The sequence below is a fragment of the Nocardia sp. NPDC041819 genome (assembly GCF_055590505.1).
Genome location: NZ_JBVJAP010000005.1, coordinates 340,688 through 360,973 on the forward strand (window position 1 = coordinate 340,688; position 20,286 = coordinate 360,973).

Annotated in this window: 21 protein-coding genes and 2 pseudogenes; 10 read left to right on the forward strand and 13 right to left on the reverse strand. The window is 65.9% G+C overall.

The window, feature by feature from the left end; genetic code table 11:
* Nucleotides 1-503: 503 nt before the first annotated feature.
* Both ACZ6DL_RS18560 and ACZ6DL_RS18565 read left to right on the forward strand, forming a co-directional pair.
* Nucleotides 504-989, forward strand: coding sequence for a hypothetical protein (locus ACZ6DL_RS18560; protein WP_466052558.1), 486 nt, complete (start codon nt 504-506; stop codon nt 987-989).
* A 38-nt stretch (nt 990-1,027) separates the two neighbouring features.
* A complete protein-coding gene (locus tag ACZ6DL_RS18565) occupies nt 1,028-1,702 on the forward strand; it encodes a helix-turn-helix transcriptional regulator (RefSeq protein ID WP_466052560.1) in 675 nt (224 codons plus the stop codon).
* A 557-nt stretch (nt 1,703-2,259) separates the two neighbouring features.
* Here the strand turns inward: ACZ6DL_RS18565 and ACZ6DL_RS18570 are convergent.
* From ACZ6DL_RS18570 to ACZ6DL_RS18580, 3 genes are read right to left on the reverse strand one after another with little or no spacing between them, the layout of a single operon-like run.
* A complete protein-coding gene (locus tag ACZ6DL_RS18570; RefSeq protein ID WP_466052561.1) occupies nt 2,260-2,772 on the reverse strand; it encodes a carboxymuconolactone decarboxylase family protein in 513 nt (170 codons plus the stop codon).
* Nucleotides 2,773-2,827: 55 nt separating this feature from the next.
* Nucleotides 2,828-3,271, reverse strand: a complete 444-nt coding sequence (locus ACZ6DL_RS18575) for a DoxX family protein (RefSeq protein ID WP_466052563.1) — start codon at nt 3,269-3,271, stop codon at nt 2,828-2,830.
* 35 nt (nt 3,272-3,306) lie between these two features.
* The gene (locus ACZ6DL_RS18580) at nt 3,307-4,479 is read right to left on the reverse strand and encodes a serine hydrolase domain-containing protein (RefSeq protein ID WP_466052565.1); all 1,173 of its coding nucleotides are present in this window, start codon (nt 4,477-4,479) and stop codon (nt 3,307-3,309) included.
* Nucleotides 4,480-4,799: 320 nt separating this feature from the next.
* Here ACZ6DL_RS18580 and ACZ6DL_RS18585 point away from each other — a divergent pair, with 320 nt between their 5' ends.
* Nucleotides 4,800-5,681 (forward strand): sigma-70 family RNA polymerase sigma factor, encoded by an 882-nt coding sequence (locus ACZ6DL_RS18585; RefSeq protein WP_466052567.1) that lies wholly within the window; start codon nt 4,800-4,802, stop codon nt 5,679-5,681.
* Between the two features lie 242 nt (nt 5,682-5,923).
* On the opposite strand, the gene ACZ6DL_RS18590 is transcribed toward ACZ6DL_RS18585, so the two are convergent.
* A complete protein-coding gene (locus tag ACZ6DL_RS18590) occupies nt 5,924-6,739 on the reverse strand; it encodes an SDR family NAD(P)-dependent oxidoreductase (protein ID WP_466052569.1) in 816 nt (271 codons plus the stop codon).
* A gap of 112 nt (nt 6,740-6,851) precedes the next feature.
* Here ACZ6DL_RS18590 and ACZ6DL_RS18595 point away from each other — a divergent pair, with 112 nt between their 5' ends.
* Nucleotides 6,852-7,457 carry a TetR/AcrR family transcriptional regulator gene (locus ACZ6DL_RS18595; protein ID WP_466052571.1) on the forward strand — a complete coding sequence of 202 codons (606 nt, stop codon included), beginning with the start codon at nt 6,852-6,854 and terminating at the stop codon, nt 7,455-7,457.
* Between the two features lie 50 nt (nt 7,458-7,507).
* Here ACZ6DL_RS18595 and ACZ6DL_RS18600 read toward each other — a convergent pair.
* Nucleotides 7,508-8,321 (reverse strand): annotated as a pseudogene (locus ACZ6DL_RS18600) (leucine zipper domain-containing protein).
* Between the two features lie 646 nt (nt 8,322-8,967).
* Here ACZ6DL_RS18600 and ACZ6DL_RS18605 point away from each other — a divergent pair.
* Complete coding sequence (locus ACZ6DL_RS18605; protein WP_396977933.1) at nt 8,968-9,279, forward strand: hypothetical protein; 312 nt, start codon at nt 8,968-8,970, stop codon at nt 9,277-9,279.
* 617 nt (nt 9,280-9,896) lie between these two features.
* Here the strand turns inward: ACZ6DL_RS18605 and ACZ6DL_RS18610 are convergent.
* Nucleotides 9,897-11,117 (reverse strand): hypothetical protein, encoded by a 1,221-nt coding sequence (locus ACZ6DL_RS18610; protein ID WP_466052572.1) that lies wholly within the window; start codon nt 11,115-11,117, stop codon nt 9,897-9,899.
* A gap of 456 nt (nt 11,118-11,573) precedes the next feature.
* Here ACZ6DL_RS18610 and ACZ6DL_RS18615 point away from each other — a divergent pair, with 456 nt between their 5' ends.
* On the forward strand, nt 11,574-11,804 hold the full coding sequence (locus ACZ6DL_RS18615; protein ID WP_393230204.1) for a DUF6400 family protein: 231 nt from the start codon (nt 11,574-11,576) through the stop codon (nt 11,802-11,804).
* 34 nt (nt 11,805-11,838) lie between these two features.
* On the opposite strand, the gene ACZ6DL_RS18620 is transcribed toward ACZ6DL_RS18615, so the two are convergent.
* Together ACZ6DL_RS18620 and ACZ6DL_RS18625 are read right to left on the reverse strand one after the other, a co-directional pair.
* Nucleotides 11,839-12,042 (reverse strand): ferredoxin, encoded by a 204-nt coding sequence (locus ACZ6DL_RS18620; RefSeq protein ID WP_466052573.1) that lies wholly within the window; start codon nt 12,040-12,042, stop codon nt 11,839-11,841.
* A 4-nt stretch (nt 12,043-12,046) separates the two neighbouring features.
* Entirely contained in the window at nt 12,047-13,237 is a 1,191-nt protein-coding gene (locus ACZ6DL_RS18625) for a cytochrome P450 (RefSeq protein WP_466052575.1), read from the reverse strand.
* A 229-nt stretch (nt 13,238-13,466) separates the two neighbouring features.
* On the opposite strand from ACZ6DL_RS18625, the gene ACZ6DL_RS18630 reads away from it, so the two are divergent.
* The 4 genes and pseudogenes from ACZ6DL_RS18630 to ACZ6DL_RS18645 all read left to right on the forward strand — a co-directional run bounded on the left by ACZ6DL_RS18630 (nt 13,467) and on the right by ACZ6DL_RS18645 (nt 16,228).
* Nucleotides 13,467-14,183 (forward strand): GbsR/MarR family transcriptional regulator, encoded by a 717-nt coding sequence (locus ACZ6DL_RS18630; protein WP_466052577.1) that lies wholly within the window; start codon nt 13,467-13,469, stop codon nt 14,181-14,183.
* Nucleotides 14,184-14,802: 619 nt separating this feature from the next.
* Nucleotides 14,803-15,309 (forward strand): annotated as a pseudogene (locus tag ACZ6DL_RS18635) (cupin domain-containing protein); the annotation flags it as partial.
* Nucleotides 15,310-15,431: 122 nt separating this feature from the next.
* Nucleotides 15,432-15,701 carry a helix-turn-helix domain-containing protein gene (locus ACZ6DL_RS18640; RefSeq protein ID WP_466052579.1) on the forward strand — a complete coding sequence of 90 codons (270 nt, stop codon included), beginning with the start codon at nt 15,432-15,434 and terminating at the stop codon, nt 15,699-15,701.
* Between the two features lie 146 nt (nt 15,702-15,847).
* Nucleotides 15,848-16,228 (forward strand): peptidase inhibitor family I36 protein, encoded by a 381-nt coding sequence (locus tag ACZ6DL_RS18645; RefSeq protein WP_466052581.1) that lies wholly within the window; start codon nt 15,848-15,850, stop codon nt 16,226-16,228.
* Between the two features lie 304 nt (nt 16,229-16,532).
* Here ACZ6DL_RS18645 and ACZ6DL_RS18650 read toward each other — a convergent pair whose 3' ends face one another.
* The 5 genes from ACZ6DL_RS18650 to ACZ6DL_RS18670 all read right to left on the reverse strand — a co-directional run bounded on the left by ACZ6DL_RS18650 (nt 16,533) and on the right by ACZ6DL_RS18670 (nt 20,271).
* Entirely contained in the window at nt 16,533-16,931 is a 399-nt protein-coding gene (locus ACZ6DL_RS18650; protein WP_466052583.1) for a PPOX class F420-dependent oxidoreductase, read from the reverse strand.
* An 81-nt stretch (nt 16,932-17,012) separates the two neighbouring features.
* Nucleotides 17,013-17,489: a DUF1772 domain-containing protein gene (locus tag ACZ6DL_RS18655; protein WP_466052585.1), complete on the reverse strand. Its 477-nt coding sequence runs from the start codon at nt 17,487-17,489 to the stop codon at nt 17,013-17,015.
* Nucleotides 17,490-17,528: 39 nt separating this feature from the next.
* Nucleotides 17,529-17,930: a TetR/AcrR family transcriptional regulator gene (locus ACZ6DL_RS18660; RefSeq protein ID WP_466052699.1), complete on the reverse strand. Its 402-nt coding sequence runs from the start codon at nt 17,928-17,930 to the stop codon at nt 17,529-17,531.
* Nucleotides 17,931-18,242: 312 nt separating this feature from the next.
* Complete coding sequence (locus ACZ6DL_RS18665) at nt 18,243-18,734, reverse strand: DUF2199 domain-containing protein (protein ID WP_466052587.1); 492 nt, start codon at nt 18,732-18,734, stop codon at nt 18,243-18,245.
* A gap of 367 nt (nt 18,735-19,101) precedes the next feature.
* Entirely contained in the window at nt 19,102-20,271 is a 1,170-nt protein-coding gene (locus ACZ6DL_RS18670) for an aromatic ring-hydroxylating oxygenase subunit alpha (protein ID WP_466052588.1), read from the reverse strand.
* Nucleotides 20,272-20,286 lie beyond the last annotated feature (15 nt).

The window sequence follows — 20,286 nt, forward strand, 5'->3', positions numbered from 1 at the left end:
CAGTGCGACCCACCGCACAGTAACACAGTTACTCACGTCGGATCGTAAACCGATCGTGGGAGACATGAGGGCATCGGGCGAGTGCGAAGACCTCGCGATGGCCTGCCCCCTCAACTTCGCAATCGCTGACAGCTCTCACCATCGAGGTAGGAGATGCCTCTAGTAAGGCCGCCGGAACGATCGGACCAGCCCAGCGACGCCAACGCTGCCGTTCCGCCGCGGCCGCCTGTCGAGGAGAAGTCCCGGAGGGTGTTCGTCTCCGTGGCGATCGGCTCGTGCATCGGCCGGATCGTTGGTGACGGGGGCTACCGACGCCCGCAGGGAATGGCTCCCGAAGATTTGGGACTGGCTCGAGTAACGAGCCGAGGACGCTATCGCGGTGGATCCGGAGGCAGGCTCCACCGCGTGCGACGGCGGGCGCGACGGCGGTTTCGACACGTTTGTCCGACAGCCGGATTCGCCTGCTCGACCGCAGCGGTGAAGTGTTGAGAACCGATCGGTAAATGACCAGTGCCGGGCTGTACTGGCCGGAGACGTTGAACGGGCCACAGCGCGGAAACACCGACATGCCGTTGTCGTTTGGGGCTGTCATGGTGACCCTCGTGAAACACGACAACACTCCCCCCCAGGGTCCGCACGCTGTCCTGCTTACCGGCTGGACGGACCTGTGGAATGGCGACTTGGACCAGGCGAGCCGGATCTGCGCATCGACCGTTCGAGTTCGGTTCGGCGGACAAGCGATCGGTGCGCTCGGCGACGAGGTCGACACGCCCCGAGAACTTGCCGACCTCATCGGAGACTTCCGATCGACTCGCCCAGGCCTCACCTACAGCGTCGTCGAAGCCCGGACGACGGAAGACTGGGGCTACTGCGTCTGGAACGCGTCGATGGGTGACCTACACGTGGGCGGCATCGACACCTTCACTTTCGACGAGGTCGCCATTACCAATGTTCACTCGGTGACGGCAGAACGCCCCATGAGTCCCTGAGCCCCATCAGCCCGCTCCCGGGACGGGAGGATAAGCGTGTGCGCCGCCTCGAACGCCTCCACGCGATCACCAACCACCTGCGAGTCCACTCACCCCGTCCCGTGGCCGCGGCCGTCCTCGCGGACCGATTCGGGGTGAGCCAGCGAACGATCGAGCGTGACCTACGTTCCCTGAACGACGCCGGCGTTCCCATCTACGGATCCCCGGGCCGCACCGGCGGGTACGCGATCCTGCCCGAGTACTCGCTGCCGCCCGTGCAGCTCACTGCCAAAGAGGCGGCGGCCTGTGTTGCAGCACTCGGGCTGATGGATCGCTCACCGCTTGCCCCGTACGCCCGGACTGCACTCGACAAGCTCCGCACGGCTCTGCCCGAACCGGTCAAAGCCGCCGCCACGGCTGCGCCTGTCGTCATGACGGTAGTCACGCAGCAGGCACAGAGAACCGCCGCCTGGCTCGATGCCGTCCGCGACCACGCCCTCGTGGAGATCCTTTACGAGAACGATCCAGCTCCCCGCCTCGTCGAGCCGTACACCACGCTCGAAGGAGGTGGCTCCTGGTACCTCGTCGGATGGTGCAGAACACGTGAAGGCGTGCGGGGTTTTCGCACCGATCGCGTCACCGAGTTGTCCGTCACGGCCACCTCATTCGAACCCAACCATGTAGCTGCCATCACAAATGACCTTGCCCGGTGGGCCGTCGCGCCGCTGACATGACCGCTCGGTGCGTGGCCACTCACGCTGGAACCGATATCTCCTCGCGCGCATCCCGGGCTGGGGAGCGGCGGACAAGGGTGGACTGCGTCGCGGCCGTCGACGTCTGCCATCGCCTGGCTGCCGATCCTGGTCCGCGCAGGAGCGTCGCTCCCGACGGCACCGACCTCCCAACCGACCGCCGAAAACGCCTACATAGAACCAGAAAACAGCAGATGAGCCGCACATGATGTGCCGGCACGGGCCACTCCCAGCGAGAACCGGGCCCGGACCACTCATTCATCCGCCTAACAGAGCACAGCCAACTCACCGGAAATCCGAGCACGGCGCCACACGTTCCACGGCGCGGTCAGCAATAGCAGCTTCACCATGTTCACATAAGGGCATCAGCTGACAGTGCTATCTGATAACTATCGATGAACAGCGATCTCGCCATCCATAAGCGTCCAAGAATGCACCATTGAATGAACAGTTGGGAGCCGGGGAGACGGGGTCCGAGTTGGCAGTCGGCTGTGGGTCCGGGCGTTTTGGCCCGGACCCACAGCCGATAGTTTGACCGGTCAGGCCGACACGGGGGTCCATTGTTCGGCCGGGGTCCGGCCGGGCAGCGGCTGTCCGATCAGCGCCAGGGGGACGAAGAAGTTCACCTGGCCGATGGCCATGGCGAGAGTGGCCAGGGCCTTGTCATCGTAGTGCTCGGCGGCCACGGCGTAGAGACTGTCAGACACCCGCTCACCGTGTGCGGCCGGCTGCAGGACAGCTTCGACCAGGGCCAGCGCGACACGTTCGGAGTCGGTGAAGTAGGGCGCGTCGCGCCAGGTCGCGACAGTGGCGATCCGCTCCTCGGTTTCCCCGGCGGTGCGCAGATTGCCTGTGTGCAGGATAACCAGGTAGGCGCTGCCGACGATCTGGCCGGCCCGCAACTGCACCAGGCCGATGGTGGTCCGGGGGATCGCCCCGTTGCCGGTGGCCTTGAAAAGCGCCGCGCCGATCTCGCCGAGTTCGGGGACGAGTTGCTGAGGGTTGGGCAGCCGGGAGCCGTCGCGCTGCTGGGTGGTGATGTTCGCGGTCATGGTGTGGGTTTCCTTTTCTCTTCTCGTGGTGAATTGCGGGTTGATATTCGATCGGTCAGGCGTGCTGAGGTCGGTGGCGGGAGCCGCCGATCGCGCGCAGGGTTGCGGCGGTGGATTCACCTTGCGGAAGCCAGGCTCGGGCGGCGAAGGTGGCGGCGGCGAAGAACAGGGGCATCGCCCATTTGTCGGGGCCGTCGCCGGCGGCCAGGTGTGAGGTGGCGGCGCCGCCGTAGACGAAGACGAGTCCGGCGTAGGCCCATTCCTTCGTCTGCGGGTGACCGGGGGTCAGGATCGCGGCGAGGGCGGCGGTTTTCGCGACGCCGAGGATGGTGGCGAAGTACAGGGGGTAGCCGAGGTGGTCGAACGAGTCGCGGACATAAGAGATCCGGGCCAGGTCCCAGTAGGCGCCGACCGCGGTTTCGGCCAGGACGGCGGTTACTGGGACCCAGCGGGCGAGTTTGAGGCCGCGGGAGATCATCGCAGTAGTACGAGTAGACATGTTTGTTGCTCCTGGAAATTCGTCGGCCGGAAAGGTCAGGCGGCCACGGTGATGCCGGTGCTGGTCGCGGCGCGGTGCAGGGCGGCGGCGAGCCGTGCGTTTTCGGGGGCGCTGAACGCGAAGGCGGCCCGGCGGCGGGTGTAGCCGTAGGTGAGACCGCTGTGTGGGTCGGCGAATCCGTCGGAGCCGGCGGAGCCGGTGTGTCCGAAGGCGTGGGCGCCGAGGAACCGATACAGCAGGCTTTTCGCTTCGAAGCCCAGCGTGTAGGGGGCGCGGTCGCCACGGACCAGATCCGGGCCGCTGGAATGGATGGCGGAGATGGTGGCGATGGTTTCCAGTGACAGCAGCGGTTCCCGGTCCTCGATGCCGGTGGTGGCGGCCGCGTACATGGCTGCCACGCCGTGCGCGCTGCCGACGCCGCGGGCCGAGCCTTGGCCGAGGCGGCGCAGTGTCGTGTTGTTCGGTAGTGCCATGACGTCGGCGGCGGTGAAGCCGCGGGCGTTGAGGTTGTAGGAGATACCGACGATGCCGTGCGGGTTGGGCGAGTTGGCGGCGAAGGCCGCTTCCATCTCCGGCGTGGCCCGCCAGGGCAGTATCGGCAGATAGCGGTGATCGAGTTCGGCGGGCAGGCCCACGTACACGTCGAGGCCGTAGGGGGCGCGGATCCGGTGCTCGAAGAGCTCCTGGATGGTGCTGCCGGTGATCGCCCGTACCACCTCGCCGATGATGGCGTAGGTGACGAACCCGCCGTAGCCGTGCACCGAGCCCGGTTCGAAGAAGGACCGTTGCCCTACCAGCCGCTCGGCGATGACTCGCTCGTCGGCGAGTTCGTCGACGGTGAAACCACCGTCGACCCCGACAATCCCGGACCGATGCACCAACACGTCGCGGACGGTGATGTTCTCCTTGCCAGCCGTGGCGAACCGTGGCCAGAAGTGGGCGATCGGCTGGTCGATATCGAGGACCCCGTCCTGGATCAGCAGTGCCACCACCAGGCCTGCGGCTCCTTTGGTCGTCGAGTGCAGACCGGTCAGGGTGGTGCCGGACACCTCCCGGCCGGCCCACAGGTCAACCACTTTCCGGCCCCGCACGAACGCGGCCAGCTGAGCGCCCGATTCCCCGTCCTCCTCGGCGACGACGGCGGCGAACTCGGCGCGCACCCGTTCGTATCCGTCGGCGACGGTGCCGTGTATCTGGATCGCGTTCACAGTGTTATTCCCTTCGTCAGCGGCCGGGTGGCTCCCGCGGCGAAAGACCTTCGGCTCCGGAAGCCGCCGCGGTCGGTGGTCTGGTGCACTGACGGACAGCGGTGAACAAACGTGACCGCAGCACGGAAACCAGCAGGTAGGGACACTGGAAGGCGTGTCCGGCCCCGCGGGGCTCGATTCCGGCCGCCGTGTGTCCGGGAGTCGATCGGGGCAGTGCGTGCGACGGAACTCCGCAGGGAAGCAGGCGGCGAAAGCGGGATGGGGTCACGTTTCCCGCCCGCGATTCGTCATCGGTACGGGACGAGATCGAGGAGGACCCCGTGCACGATGAGCAGTTGTTGGCTGAGGAATTCGAGGGCCACCGCACCCACCTGCGGGCGGTGGCCTACCGGATGCTCGGCTCGCTCACCGACGCCGACGACGCCGTGCAGGAAGCGTGGCTGCGGCTGGCCCGCGCCGACACCACCGAAGTCGGTAACCTCGGCGGCTGGCTGACCACCGTGGTGGGCCGGGTCTGCCTGGACATGCTGCGCACCCGCAAGACCCGCCACGAGGAACCCCTCGACACCGACCATCTCCCCGACCCGGTGATCATCAGCGAAAACACACCCGACCCGGAACACGAGGCACTGCTCGCCGATTCGGTAGGGCTGGCGCTGCTGGTTGTGCTGGAATCGCTGAGCCCGGCCGAACGACTCGCCTTCGTCCTGCACGACATGTTCGCCCTGCCCTACGAACAGATCGCCCCCATCGTCGACCGCACCCCGCAGACCGCGAAGAAGCTTGCCAGCCAAGCGCGCCGCCGGGTCCAGGGTGTGGCACCGGGCCCCGACCCGGACCTGCCCCGGCAACGCCGCATCGTGGATGCCTTCCTCACCGCCGCCCGCGGCGGCGACTTCGAGGAACTCCTGCAACTCCTCGACCCCGACGTAGTGCTGCGCGCCGACGCCGGCGAAGCGATGCGCGTGCTCCGCGGCGTGGCCGCCGTGGCCGGGCAAGCCGAAACGTTCCAGCGCATGGCCACCCTCTGCACCATCTATCCCGCAGTGGTCAACGGCGGTGCGGGACTGGTCAACACCGTCGAGGGCACCCCGTTCTCCGTTATCGGTTTCACCGTCGCCGACGACCGCATCACCGCGATCGACATCCTCTCCGACCCCGACCGTCTCGCCAGCCTCGACCTGACCACAGTCCTGGGTTGACCACGGTCCGACACGACGCCGCCGTACCGGGAGATGGTCGAGATCCAGTAGCAGATCCGCCAGGCCCTCGTGCTCGATTCCCCTGTGGTCCGGCGCTGTCGGGCTCGAACCACCGACCACGGCCGAAGCGCTGGGCACTCCAGCCGTGGTGAGCTTCGATGCGATGTGGACTACCTGCGGCGGCGACTCTGGCACGGCATCGCCCGGCGTGAGGAACCTCAGGTGTTCGCCACGCAGGCGCGTTATCCGGGAACCTTGCGGCTGAGGTGCTCCCAGGCGCGATACTGCGCCGCCCGGTCCTGCAAGTCTTGCTGGACCACGTCGAAGGATCCCGACCCGACGATGAGACGCCGCGGCGGGTCCGGCAGGTCCACCAGCTCCATGATCGCGGGAGCGGCGGTGGCCGGTGCGGGACCTGCCTCGTCGCCCCACATCTCGATCAGTTCCTCGCGCAGTTTCTGATAGTGCGGGTCGGGGGTCGTTGCCGTGGTGCCGGTGGTGAACAGGCCGGTGTCGTAGCCGCCCATCTGGACGATGGTGAGCTTGACGCCGAACTGCTCGGCCTCCATTGCCACGGCCTCGCTGACCGAGTCCAGCGCCGATTTGCCGCCCGCGTACAGGCCGACCATGGGGAAACCGCCACCGGTACCCATCGTGGTGACCTGCAGGATTCGCCCACTGCCCTGAGCACGCAGATACGGCAGCACAGCCTGGGTCACCCACACCGCGCCGAACAGATTCACATCGAAATGGGCTCTGACCTGCTCCTCACTGGCCTCCTCCACCATCCCCAAAAGCATCGCCCCGGCGTTGTTGACCACGATGTCGAGCCGGCCGAACGCCTCGTTTGCCTGCTTCACGCCCGTGAATACCGCCGCGCGGTCGGTGACATCGAGCGGAAGTCGTACCAGGTCATCGGGATACCGCCGAGCGAGGTCGGCCAGCGGCTCGACGTTACGCGCGGCTCCGATCACCCGGTTGCCCGCCTGCAGCGCCGCTTCCGCGAACGCCCGGCCCAAACCTCGTGACGCACCCGTAATGAACCACACCCGGCTCATGGGCTCCACCTCCTCCTGCTCCATCCACCCTAACGAGACAAGACGGTACGTCTCACTATAGACTCCGTCAAGACGGATCGGTTCGTCTCGTTACTCTGGTATTGTTCCGAGCATGGTCAAGCAGCCCGATCCCGCACGCCGTAGTGAGCGCTCCCGGCAGGCCATCCTCGCCGCGGCCCGCGAGCTGGTCTCCGAGTTGGGGTACGCGAAGCTGTCCGTCGAGTCCATCGCGGCCCGGGCCGGCGTGGGCAAACAGACCATCTACCGCTGGTGGCCCTCTAAAGGTGCGGTGGTCCTGGACGCTTTCCTGGCGCTCAGCGAAGAGGGCCCGGACCAGAGCATGGCGTTGCCCGACACCGGCGACCTGAAAGCCGACCTCGAGACCGTGATGCGGGCGACGGTGGCCGAATTCGCCGATCCGGCGTTCGAAAGACCGATCCGCGCGCTCAACACCGAGATCATCAATGATCCCACCCTCGCCGCCCAGTACCACGCCAAGCTGGCCGGCCCACTGGACGAGGCCAAGAAGGACCGGCTACGCAGCGCGCAACAGGCCGGTCAGCTCGACGCCGACGCAGACCTCGACCTGGCGCTCGAATTGCTTTACGCGCCCCTCTACCAGCGCTGGCTGCTCCGATCCGGCCCACTAACCCCCGAATACGCCGACGCCCTCGTCGAGGCATTCCTCAAAGCCATGCGACCGGACACCCCCGGATGATTTCGGCGCGGCGACAGAAATACAGCACCGAGCACATCCCGCCACACAACCTAGATGTACCGACCTGAAGAGAGGTTAGGGACGCGGCTGGCTGGTGGGTGTCCGCCGAGTGCGGTGTGGCCGCGGTGGACTCACAGTGATTGTAGGCGTGGAGCCAGTCGGTGAATGCGGCGCGGCGTTCGGTTTCGGACCGGTAGGGGTGGGCGTAGGCCCATTCCTCGAGCAGGGTGCGGCGGTTTCCTCGCGCTCGTCGGGCAGGGTTTCACTGTAGGCCAGTCGCGAGTGGTCATCGACTGCGTTGTGCAGGTAGCTGCAGCCGACATGGCTTTTACCGTTGTTGCGCAGTGTTTTTCCGGGCGTACTGGTGCGGTTGCGGGCGCCGGCGCGGCGGCCGACCACGCGGTGCCCTCCGCCGTCGGGGATGTTGCCGAGCTTCTTGATGTCGACGTGCACCAGGTCTCCCGGTGTGGAGTGTTCGTAGCGGCGTACCGGTGCTGCGGTGGCACGGTCGAGCCATCGCAGTCTGACCATCCGGTAGCGGGCCAGGACGCGGTGCACTGTCGAGGGATGCAGTCCGAGCAGGTAGGCGATGCGGGCCGGTCCCCACCGGCGCAGTAGCCGGACCTTGATAATGCGGCGCTCGGTGCGGGTCGGTGTCCGGTTCGGGTTGCGGTGCGGGCGGCTGGACCGGTCGCTCATCCCAGCGGTGCCGACTATGCGGTAGCGGTCGGCCCACCGTTTATCGGTGGTCGCTGACACTTGGAATCGTTCGGCGGCTCGGCGCAGCGGCCAGCCATCGTCGACGACGCACCGCGCCAGACGCATCCGACCCAGTTCTGACAGCGGGGCATAACGGTGGGACACGAAGATCTCCGGGAGGTGAATGCGTTCCTGGACAGCTCGCACTTCACCCGGAGGTCTTCGCCATGCCAGCCCGGCACGCCGCTACCAACGTCCGTGGTCAGTACAGACCACAGGGGCGACCACCTCGGTCACCTCACCGGATTCGATCACCGCGCCAGTACGGCAACAGAGGCAGTGACCGGCGGCCGGTCGCTCGACCGGATCTCGCCCACCAGCGATCCTCGACGATCAGACAACACCGGGAGTCGGCACGGACGGAAGCCGCTCGGCAGGCGGTGTTCGTCAGGCCCACCTGTGCGGCAGCGGAGGAGCAGTGGCCGCGGTTTGCGCACGCCGCATCCAGGAGGGCGCGCAGGCCAACCGACAGCCTGCTTGCGCCGAGCCGGGATCAGGACTCCCCCGCTACGAGATCGGCTCCGCCGCACGGCGATACGCGGCACCGTGAAAGATATCGACCGATTCGATCATGAATTTACATCCGAAGTGAAGATCAAATGGTGTTACCTCGGCACAATATATCGTTAGCCAACTATTAACGGTGATTATCCCCACAATAAGAGAAGTGGATTTATAGATCTCTTTTTCCTAACGTTGCTGGTGCACGCCCTAAGGCGTCGTTATCCAACTGTGAAAGGAAGCTTCGTACATGTTCTCTCGCAAGGCCCTGATCGCCGCCAGCAGCATCTCCGCCGCCGCCCTGTTCTTCGGCCCCGTCGCGGTGGCCTCCGCCGCCGGTGCCGGCGCCGCCGGTTCCGCTGCCACCGGCTCCGCTGCCACCGGTTCCGCCTCTGGTTCGGCCGACGGCGGCTCGTCCACCGGTTCCGCTGGTTCGTCCTCCGGTTCCGCCATGCTCGACTCCGGCAGCTCGGCACTGGACGGCGGCACCTCCGCGATCGTCAACATCATCGATGCGATCACCGGCGTCCGGGACCTGACCCAGCCCCAGCCCGCCGCCTGATCCGGTCCCGGTAGATCACCACTTTCTCCGAGCCACCGCTCGGGACCGGCACCTCTTTTCACCGCCACGCTGCGCATCAGCGATGCACGCACCATTGCAGTGTATTTGCCAGATTTTGAATATTCATTCGACGTGCCAGCGTAGCCACGGCGGATGAACCCTGGCGATTACATTTGCCCGCCAAGGAGATAGCGCCTTCACGCGATGGGTGCGGGGCTTCCTTGAACACCAACTGCGGGACCTGTGGGCGAACTAGAATCCACTCGCCACGGAACCGCGGACACGATCGACCGGCGCCACGGCCGACCGGACGATCGCCGCGATGGCCCACCGGCGCCACGCTTCATTCCGCTGACTCCACGACCAGCCCGAACACGGTGTCAGAGCCGTGACGTTTCGTCAGGCCGGTGTCAGCTGGGCTGACGAATCCGATGGTCCGGCCCCGCCGGGCTGGCGGGCGATACGGCCGACAGCGGAGTCATCTCAGCCACCGGACGGCCCGGAGTCGTCCGAGCCCCCGGTGGTGCACGAAGGGCTGGGGATAGCGGACCGCGGCAGGACGCGAACTCGTACTCTCCGAAGGATGCGCTACCCGGGTGTCCGGATCACCGCTTGGATCAGGCCGGCGAATGGCGGATGAGAGAGGTGCTGCGCTGACCCGCGCGCACGCGCCGAACGAGTCCGCGGGCTATCGGGAACCAGAGCAGGGTGAGGACCGTCAGCGTGAGGGCGTGCCAGGCTACCCGCCACCACCATTGGACCACCGGCGGGAACGAGGTTGCGGTGGTGGCGAGCGGCGCGGCGAAAGCCCAGGCCAGGAAGGCGTCACCGATGGGGAGGGCACCGAAGGCGTAGCGTTTCGAGTTGCCGGAAGTGACCGGTATCCCCAGACTTTCACCGAGGCCGGTGAGTGGACCGGAGAGGGAGCGATCGCCGTGCACTCGGGCCGCACCGATGGTGACCACGGTGGCCGACGCGCTGATACCGAGAATGAGTGGCCCGGAATCCACATCGCCCGCGCCGCTGTGGCCGTGCGGGTACTCCCGCACTCCCGGCAGGCCGAGTGGGGCATCGATGAAGAGTCGGCGGAATGTGCTGTACTGCTGTCCGGCCCACGCGGGGTCTATCTCGGGCAGGAACCGCTGGATCATCGACTGTGACGAGCCGCGCGCACCCTCCACCACGGGAGTCGCCTGATGCGGCAGTAGACCGGTCGCCGGGTCCAAGCGTGAGCGAGCCGAGATGAGCCATTCGGCGATCACCGGCTCGAAACGCGGTCCGAGGATGCGGTCGTGCAACCTCAACGCGGACACGGCCACCACACTGTCGACCGGCCAAGCCTGACCCGGATACGCCGCAAGGAACGGCCCGTCCATACCGAAAGCGACCGCGAGTCCTTCGCAATCCGCGATGAATTGCGCCGTCTCCGGCGCGCCGACACCGGCGAGTTCGATCACGTCCCCACGCAACCGGCTGGACCATCCGACATAGAAGACCCCGTATGCCGGGCGCAGCCGCGCATCGAAAACCGCCCGTGCCGATGCCGATCCCAATCGCTCCAGCGCCCAGCGTGCCTCCCGAAGCGCCTCGTCCCGAAACGTCGTGTCGCCACGGGCGATATCAGCCCACGCCAACCCGTACAAGACGTGGGAAAAGAAATAACCCTCGGGGAACATGCCCTGCATCTCCTCCCCGAGCCCCGACCCCAATTCCGCACGAAGAAACCGCAATTGAGCGATGACATCGGCACGCGGCTGCTCATCCCGATACAGCCGTACCTGCGGGACGAACAACGCCAAGGTGAGCAGAGCCGCGACGGCGACATACATCGCGCCCAAAACGGTCCTCAGTGATTCTGGGTTCCGGCCGGCCGCAGAGACCCGTGCGCAGCCGCGCTTGTACCCCATGCGGCCGGAATCTATCAGAACCCGTCCCCAGCGGAGAGATCCGCGACGTCGCGGGATTATCGCGATCCGTATCGACGGAGAATTCCGACCGGACAGAGATCGGACCTCGGTCGATCGCAAACGCCCGTTCGCGTTGCTCCCGAGTGCCGGGTACCCATACAGCTCGGTCGGCGAGGCTGCGCCGATGCTCGGCACGGCTGGGCCTCGACGCTACTTGCGCCGCTCGAATATGCAGGTCAGATGCCTACGCCGGGGGGCGAGTCCGCGCATCGGCAGCAAATGTGACGAAGTTCGGCCATGGAATGTGATGCAGGCCATTGCCCGAGAAAGGCACGGTTGGGCATTGTCGACAATTCGTTTCGGAAAGCACCTCGTTGGAGATCCCGAATGACCGACCACAATTTTGCTTACGACCTCACGCTGGACGAGGCACGACGGCGCAGCGCCGTTCTCGCGGCGCTCGGGGACGACTGGGATCCGGTCTCGGTGCTCGCCGAGGAAGATCTGGCGTACGCCATGCTGTACTCGAATCTCGATGACGAGCAGCAGCGAATCTACGAGGAACTCGTCCGATCCGGGATCCTGCCCGATCGGACGACGCGCGATACCGCCTACTGATCTCACCGCCGAGCACCAACCACCGTTCGTTGTGTTACCTCCGGCTGCTGATCCGGATCGCGGTTGCCGGGCATATTTCTTCGGCGGCGCGGGCCGCGGCATGGTGGCGCGGGGTCGGCTCGGGCTCGAGCAATACTGATCTTCCGCTGCTGTCTTGGTCGAAGATCTGAGGTGCGGTCAGGGCGCACATGCCCGCACCGATGCAGAGTTCACGATCCACGCTGATTCTCATCGGCATGTTCTCACCATGTGACGGGCAGGGCGTGCACGCCGTAGATGTCCAGGCCGTGCCGCAGGGGTACCTCGTCGGCCGGCACAGCCAATCGCAGCGTGGGGAAGCGTTGCGCCAGGGCGGGCAGCGCGACGCGCATTTCGACGCGAGCCAACTGCTGGCCGAGGCATTGGTGGACGCCGTGGCCGAAGCCCAGATGTCCGACCGCGTTGCGGCCGATGTCGAGGGTGTCCGGGTCGTCGAACTTGGCGGGATCGCGGTTGGCGGCTTGAATCGAGATCGCTACGGTCTCCCCCTGCTTGATCAGCTGTCCGTCCAGCTCGACATCTGCCAGAGCGGTTCTGGCACCGGTATGGGCGATGCTCAGATATCGCATCAACTCCTCGACGGCACGGTCGGTGCTGTCCGGATCGCTGCGCAACGCCTCCAGTCGGCCGGGATGTTCCAGCAACGCGAAGGTGCCCAGCGCCAGCATGTTCGCGGTGGTGTCCAGGCCTGCGCCGAGCAGCAGGGCTCCGACGCCCGACAGCTCGTCATCGGTCAGGTCGGTACCGGTGAGGTCGCTGAGCAGGTCGTCGGCCGGTTCGTCGCGTTTGATTCCCACCAGTTCGCGGATGTAATCCTGGATGGTGGTGAACGCGGCGACCCGTTCGTCCATCGAGTCGTCCACACCGCCGAGGGCGGCGACATTCTGCTGGAAGAGGTCGCGGTCACGGTAAGGAACGCCGAGTAGTTCACAGATCACCAACGCGGGGATCGGGAAGGCGAAAGCCTTCACCAGATCCACAGGGCCGCCCGCCCGTTCCATTTCGTCGAGATGGGCATCGGTGATGCTCGCGACATGTTCGGTGAGCTGGTGCATCCGGCGCACGGTGAACTTGCCGGCCAGGTGTTTGCGATAGCGGGTGTGTTCGGGTGGATCCACTCCGAGCATGTCTCCCGGTACTGCCGGTGGGATCTCTCCGGCGTCGGCCAGCGGGTAGTGCGTGATTTCGTAGCGCACACTGAAGCGTGGATCGGACAGCACGGCTCGCACCTCCCTGTATCCGGTGGCCAACCAACCTTGATGACCGTCGGGAAAGATCATCCGGGTCAGCGGACGCCGCGCCCGGATCCTGGCCAAACCGGGGGGCGGGTCGAACGGGCAACCCGGGATCCGGGTCGTGGGGAGTTCTACTGCGTCGGACACGGACTCTGTCACGATATCGCCTTTCCATCTATGTTTCACCAAAACTGAACGCTACGTTGCATTCGGGAGCGAATCCAGCATGAGAACCCGCACATCATCTGCAATAGCAGGTAGATCGCGAATCCTTCTTGCAATGACGCTGTAGCTCAATGCAATAACCCGGTCCCCGAATTGCAATGAGATGTGATTGAACGCATGCTGTACTCCGACAGCTGTCGACGAGCCGGAGGAGGATCAGGCGATGCCAGGTGGCAGGCTCACCCACGAGGACCGTCGGCAGATAGCGAGCGGGCTGGCGCACGGACTCGGATACGCCGAGATCGCCCGTCGGCTGGACCGGCCGACATCGACCGTGAGCAGAGAAGTGCTGCGCAACGGCGGACCCAACCGCTATCAGCCGCAGCGCGCGCAGCGCGCCACCGAGCAGCGCGCGCGCCGACGCAAAAGACCCGCCGCGCCGGCGGCCACCGGCAACGGTGACACCGCGACAGGCGAATACCTCGACCAACTCGGCGCATTGATCACCCGAACCGGTATCCCGCGCACCGCCGCGAATGTGATGACCGCTCTCTACGCCGTCGAAACGGCCGGCCTCACCGCGGCCGAGCTGGCGCAACGGCTGCACGTCAGCCCGGCCACCATCTCCTCCGCTGTCCGCCTACTGGAAACTCAAGGGTTGATCCGACGAGAGCGCGACGGCGCGCGACGGCGCGAGCGGTACGTCATCGACGACGACGCGTGGGTCCGAGCGACCTTGGCCAGTGCCCAGCAGATCCATGCCCTCGCCGAGGCAGCCCGCGAGGGCATCGCCGTGTTCGGAGCCACCACCGCGGCCGGTTCACGACTTCACACCATGAGCGAGTTCCTCGAATTCGTCGGCCACGACATGGTTGCCTCAGCCGAGCGCTGGCGAAAGATATTCGACCGAACCGGCCGCACAAAGGCCGGTAGCCAGTAGGAGAGCTTCATCCTGTCGTCCATGCATGCGGCACCGACGGCAACGACAACGTCCGCGCCACCGCCTTCAACACCTGAACAGGGGGGCTTCAGGCGGACGCTGGTGGGTTCGGATGTCGAACACTGCTGATACGCAGGAGAGCGACCCCGTCTTCGAGTCCGACAGCGAGTTCGGCGTTCCCTGTCGAACACATGCAGGTGATGTCGGCGCCGAGGTCGAGGCCGGCCACATGTTCACCGGATAGTAGGTGCATTATCCGCAGCATCCTGCCGAATGCCACTGCTACGACGACGCGGCCGTCTTCTAACCTTATTGCCGCCATGTGGCAGGTCGCCGACGCGTTCATGAGGCGACCGGGGTCGCAGTCGATCGCTGGACCTTCTATCACGGAGCGGCACAGCCGCGACCGCGGATACGGCTCGGTGGTGGCACAAGACGCACTGCGGAATGCGAAACCTGATGCGTGCCCGCAGGTGTCGACGGACAATACCTTCGACATCCACTGATGAGGCCCGTTCGCGTGGCACCTGCTGCTTGGAGGGCAGTCGGAATGTTCGTTGAACCGCTGTCGGCGCATCGCTATTTTCGCACCGCCGACCCCGAGGTAGCCCGGGCGGGGATGAGCGGCATTCTGCGTGAGCACCGGCTCGACCCGGGCGCCTCCACCATGGAAGCCAGCTGCAACGTCGTCCGGTACGGCGATGTCGGCCTGGTCTACAAGCATTACGGGGTTCAGGTTCGGATCCGGACCGAACCCATCGAAACCTTCCGCCTGGTTCAGATACCGCTGGCCGGGTGGGCCCGGGTACACAACGGGACCGCGGATATCGCCTCCGACCCGGCGGTGGCCTCGGTTCCGGACCCGGACGCGCCTCTGGACATGAACTGGCACGAGAGCAGCAGGCAACTCCTCGTCCGATACGACCGTGCCGCGTTGGACGACCATTTGCGGCGGATGCTGGGCCGGCCGCCGGATCGTCCGCTGCGGATGGCCATCGCCATGCAATTGCGGTCACCGGCCGCCCGGACCTGGTTCGAATCACTGCGCATGCTGCAGACCGACGCCGAAGGCCCCGGCCTGTTCCTGGATCCGCGACTGCGGCCACAGATCGAGCAGCTGATGATGTCCCAACTCCTGCTGGCCCAGCCGAACAGTTACTCGGAGCTCCTGCTCGACAGCGCCCCGGAAAGTCGACGCCGCGTCCCATCCGCCTGGCCGAACAACTCATTACCGACCATGCGCACGAAATGCTCACCGTCACCGACATCGCGGAGGCAGTGGGACTTTCGGTGCGGAGCCTGCAGGAGGGCTTCCGCCGATACCTCGACACCACACCGACGGCGCGATTGCGTGAAGCCCGGCTGGTGGGCGTGCACTCGGCGCTGGCCGCCGCGGACCCCACCGTGGCCACGGTCGCCGCAGTGGCCGCGGACTGGGGATTCTGGCATCTGGGCCGTTTTTCGGCCCTGTACCGGCGGCGATGGGGTGTGCCGCCGTCGGTGACGCTGCGCGCCTGACCCGCCGCGCAGCGCCGAACCTGCTGCGCAGACCGGACAGAACTCGCGCGAGGTGGATAGTCGTGGGCGGCCCGGCCCACCCATCATGAGTGCGGCGGATTTCCGCCGCATCGATACTCGATCCCATCGGCTTCGAAGGGTCACTCATGTTCTCACTCACACTGTTTCGCCGTCTCAGCGTTGCGGCGGTGGCCACCCTCGCGGTCGCCGGGTACGGCGCGGCCCTCGCGCCGACGCCGGCGTCGGCGGCCTACGACTGCCCGGGCGGACTGTTCTGCGGTTACGACCACCGCAACGGCACCGGCATGTTCGTGCAGGTCGACAACAACTGCCTGCTGCACGACATCGGCAACGAAGGAAATGGAGATCGTCTGAGCTCGTACTGGAACCGCACCGGAAAGACGGTCGGCGTCTACAACTGGACCGGTCACGAGTGGCAACTGCTCGTCTCGGTCCCCGACAACAGCAAGGGCAATGTGCCCGCCGACGGTGACAACAAGGCCGATGCGCTGCGGGTCTGCAACTGAGGGTTGCAATTCGCAAGACTCGACAAACCCTCCCGACACGTCGTCGGGAGGGTTTACTGTCTGTCAGCGGATTCGACACTGCGGCAATTCGACGCCCGGATTCGGACCGTACGCAGTGCGAGTGCACGGCCCGCGCCGTTCGGACCCTCGCCGGTCATCCACGCCTGGTCAGCGATCCACGCGGTCCGCTCCGCCCCGACACCGCGTCATGGCACAACGATCACCCGGTCGTACGACGTACTCATTCCGCTCGCTAGCGGACGGTCGGTGACGGCCTTTCGTGTGGGATCACCATGGTGCGTCACTATTCGGCGCGGCGACTGGTGAAGTCGAAGGATCCGCCGTCGATGCCCCAGGAGATGATCCGTTCGGGGTGAATGCGGATGACCGCGCGTTCCTGGGGTGGGAACGGTGGCTCCTCGTCATCGAGCGCCTCGGCCGTGCCACGTACCTCGATGCCGCGGATCACGTATGGCTCCAATGAAACCTGTTGGTCGACCACGAACGACACCCGGCTGCCCGCCTCGACATTGCGGTACTTTCGACTGGCACGCATCCCCATTCCCCCGATGTCGATCGTGCCGTCGGCGTTCACCCGATAGCTGGTCGGGTTGTTCTGTACAACGCCGTCGGGCGACACCGTGGCCAGCCGACCGATCCCGGCCTCGGCGAGGAACTGCTGTTCATTGATGGTGAAGGTCATGTCCGTTACTCCTTGGTGAATCGATATCTCGTGTGCCCGGCGATCAGCCGGAAGTGACACCGCCTACCTCGTTTTCCGAGATCAGAACAGAATCAGCGCGGCGCACAGTCCGGCGATGGCAATGAACTGCAGGGTGACCCGATACTTCAGAATGCTGTCCCACTTGTCCTGCAGCGCACGGGCATTGGCCGGAATGATGCCGCTCTGGGCGGCGGCGGTCTGCTGGGTGTTGATCGGTTTGGCGATGCGGACGTAGAAGGCGAGCCAGGTGAACAGTGCCGCCACCGTGATCCCCGCCGCGATAGCGGCGCCGATCTGCCCGGCCAGCAGTGCGATCAGCAGCGTGAGCACGGCGCTCACCACGCCGCCCGCGCCGACAACCGGCATGCGCTTGTCGCCGTAGTAGTGACCCCATCCCGCACTCATGGTCACGGCCGCGTCATCGAGCTTGCGGTACACAGACCGGGTGATCACGGCCCCGCAGACATCGGTGCCATAGACGACGGCATTGGCGAGAACGGCGACGGTGGCGATGGCCTGGCCGGTGAGAATGAGCATTTCGGCTTCCCTTCCCAAATTTTCTAGCATCGTTAGGAACTAGAGCGACGTTAACATTCGACCGCTATGTTGTCTAGCCTTGCTAGATTTCCGACCGCGCGCCGCACCACCGGCTCCTGCACGCTGCATCAGCTGCGTCTTTCCCGGCTTATGCACCGCGGAGGACGGCGCGTCGACCCTGTCGTCCATGAAGCTATCGGGGCATACCTCGGTGCGCGTCGTAGAGCGCGGGCCGCGTGGTCGCGAAGTCGAGATAGGCCCCCGCCACCGCCGCCAACGCTGCGCGCGGCTCGCGGACTCCAACGCCGCGCGGCTCCACGCGGCCATCTCCGCGATGCCCTCCTCGGCGACCGCCGTGACGATCTCATCCTTGCCCGCGAAGTGCGAATACAGCACAGGCTGGCTGTATTCGATCCGCTCCGCCAGCCTGCGCACAGTCACCGCTTCCCAGCCCTGCGACTCGGCCAACTCCCGAGCGGTGTCGATGATCAGCCGGTGCCGTTCGGCCCGTTCTCGTTCTCGCCGCGCCGGGGTCGTCAGTGGCCGATTTTAGCATTGCTATACCATCTAGTGTCACTAGATCTGGGATTCATCAGGACGGAGATGGCGGCCACGGCCGCAGCGCGCGCCGGGGTCGGCCATCGCGCCGATCGAAGCGGCGTTGATGACAGTGCAGCCCTTGACGGATCCAAGCCGAACGCACAGCGTCGTCAGCCACCTCGCGGGCGTAACGGGACCAGGGCTGCCCGTGGTTCAGTGGATCGACCCCAACACGACTTCATGCGACCACTGCTCGTGCAACACCCGAGCTAGGCGCGAATCCGCCGACGCTACGCAAACCGGCAGCTGCGCGGGATCTTTCACGATCGCCTCGACCGGCGCTGCCAGCATCCCCCACGGCGGAATCTCGTTCGCCAGATAGCCTTCGATGCGCAGCTGAGAATAGCCCGCACCCCACCAAGATTCGCAGATCGACCGAAATTCGGCGGGATGGACCAGTAGCCAGACCCCGAAAGTAACGCGGTAACCGCCGGTCAGCGCGACCGGAAGCGTCGCGCGCGCGAACGTTCCGACCTGCTGCACCTGAAGCAACTCCGAATCGGCCATATCCGAGCCGCTCATCCACACGTCCTGCGCGGGCACCGGCTGGGACACGCGCAACACCGGCTCTGGCAGCCTGAACCTTTGGTGCCGGTCGTGTTCGTCGAGCATCCGTCCACAGTCGGGGCAGTTGTCAATAGGCACGCCACCAGTATCGGCGACTCAGATCGCGGCTGCCGTGTCGCCTGAGCAGCCAGTCACTGCGGAATCAGCTATTAGCACGCATTCGCTGGACGCGCGGGATATTCCGTGCCGGCACAGGGTCACGGTGATGTCGATGGCTTGACCGAGCGTGGCCTCGACGCGGACTTCGGTGGCCAGGTCGGATTCGAACACCAGCCGGTAGGGGGCGAGGAATCTGGTCGCGTCGGCTCATCGGTACAACTCCGAGCCTGGCTGACCAGCGGCAGCCCCGCGACCCGGGCCGGGGTGCGGGGGCGGGCGCACTCCGCCCGTGCCTGTCGTTTTTGCGATCGACCAGAATCCTCACCCCGCGGGCGGTGTGGTCGGTTCAGGCCAGCGCGACGCCGAGTTCGGCGGCGAAGGTTTTGATCATGTGCTGCACGCCGATCTCGTTGCGGCCGATGATCATGTGGTCGTGTTGGCCTCGGCGCACACCCTCTCCGCATTGGGGCAGCATGGCGAAGTCCTCGTCCCGGACCGCGGCGTGGACCTGGTTGTAGATGTCGTCGTAGATGGCGCGTTGTTCGTCGGTGGTGGCGGGGATTTTTGCCATCCAGCTGTGGCGGACGGTGCAGCGGGTCGGGGCCCCGGCGGGCAGCATGTCCAGGATCTCCACGCCTACGGGGCTGTTGGCGAGGATCAGATTCGGATAGACCCAGTAGATGACGCCCATGTTCATCATCGGGTCCCAGGAGCCGGTGGGGTCGGCATCCAGCGCGGTGATCCAGTTGAACGGGAACCCCATCCGGTGGTGGCGGCCGAAGACGTCGTGGGTGGAGGTGTTGGCGACGGTGTTCTGGCCGATCACGCTCTTGCCGTGGACGAACGGGAAGTGATAACTCTCGGCGAAGGCTTCCAGCGCACCTTTCCAACTGACCTCGGAAACGAACTCGCGCTCGTCGTGGTAGCCGTAGGAGGCGTAATCCAACTGCGCCAGTTCCTCGCCCATCGGGCCGAGGTGGGCGTCGACATCGATCGCGGCATCCGCGGTGAGTACCGCCCAGACGAACCCGTGCCGCTCCCGGCTGGGCAGCTCGACCAGCCCGTAGTCGCCGCGGTCCATCCCGGTAAAGCCCTCCTTACCCGGCACCCCGGCCAACTCGCCGGTGTTGCGGTAGGTCCAGGCGTGATATGGGCAGGTGAAGCGGGTGGCGTTACCGGATCCGCAGGCCGGTTGGGCGCCGCGGTGGCGGCAGTAGTTCAACAGCACGTGCGCGACTCCGCCGCGGTCGCGGGTGACCAGCAGCGAATCACCGAGCACGGTCCGCACCACGTAGTCGTTCGGCTCGGGGATGCGCGCCGAGGGCACGATCATCAGCGGTGTACGCCGCAGGATCTGAGACTCTTCCACCTCGGCGATCTTCGGATCCCGGTAGTAGTGCAGCGGCACCCGCAACGGCGCGGCGGCCATCTCGGTAGTGCGGTCGAGCACCAGCCGCAGCGCACGGCGGGTCAGGTCATCGGTCAGGCCGGCGGAGGGCCCAGTGTATGTCGTCATGGAACCTGACCATAC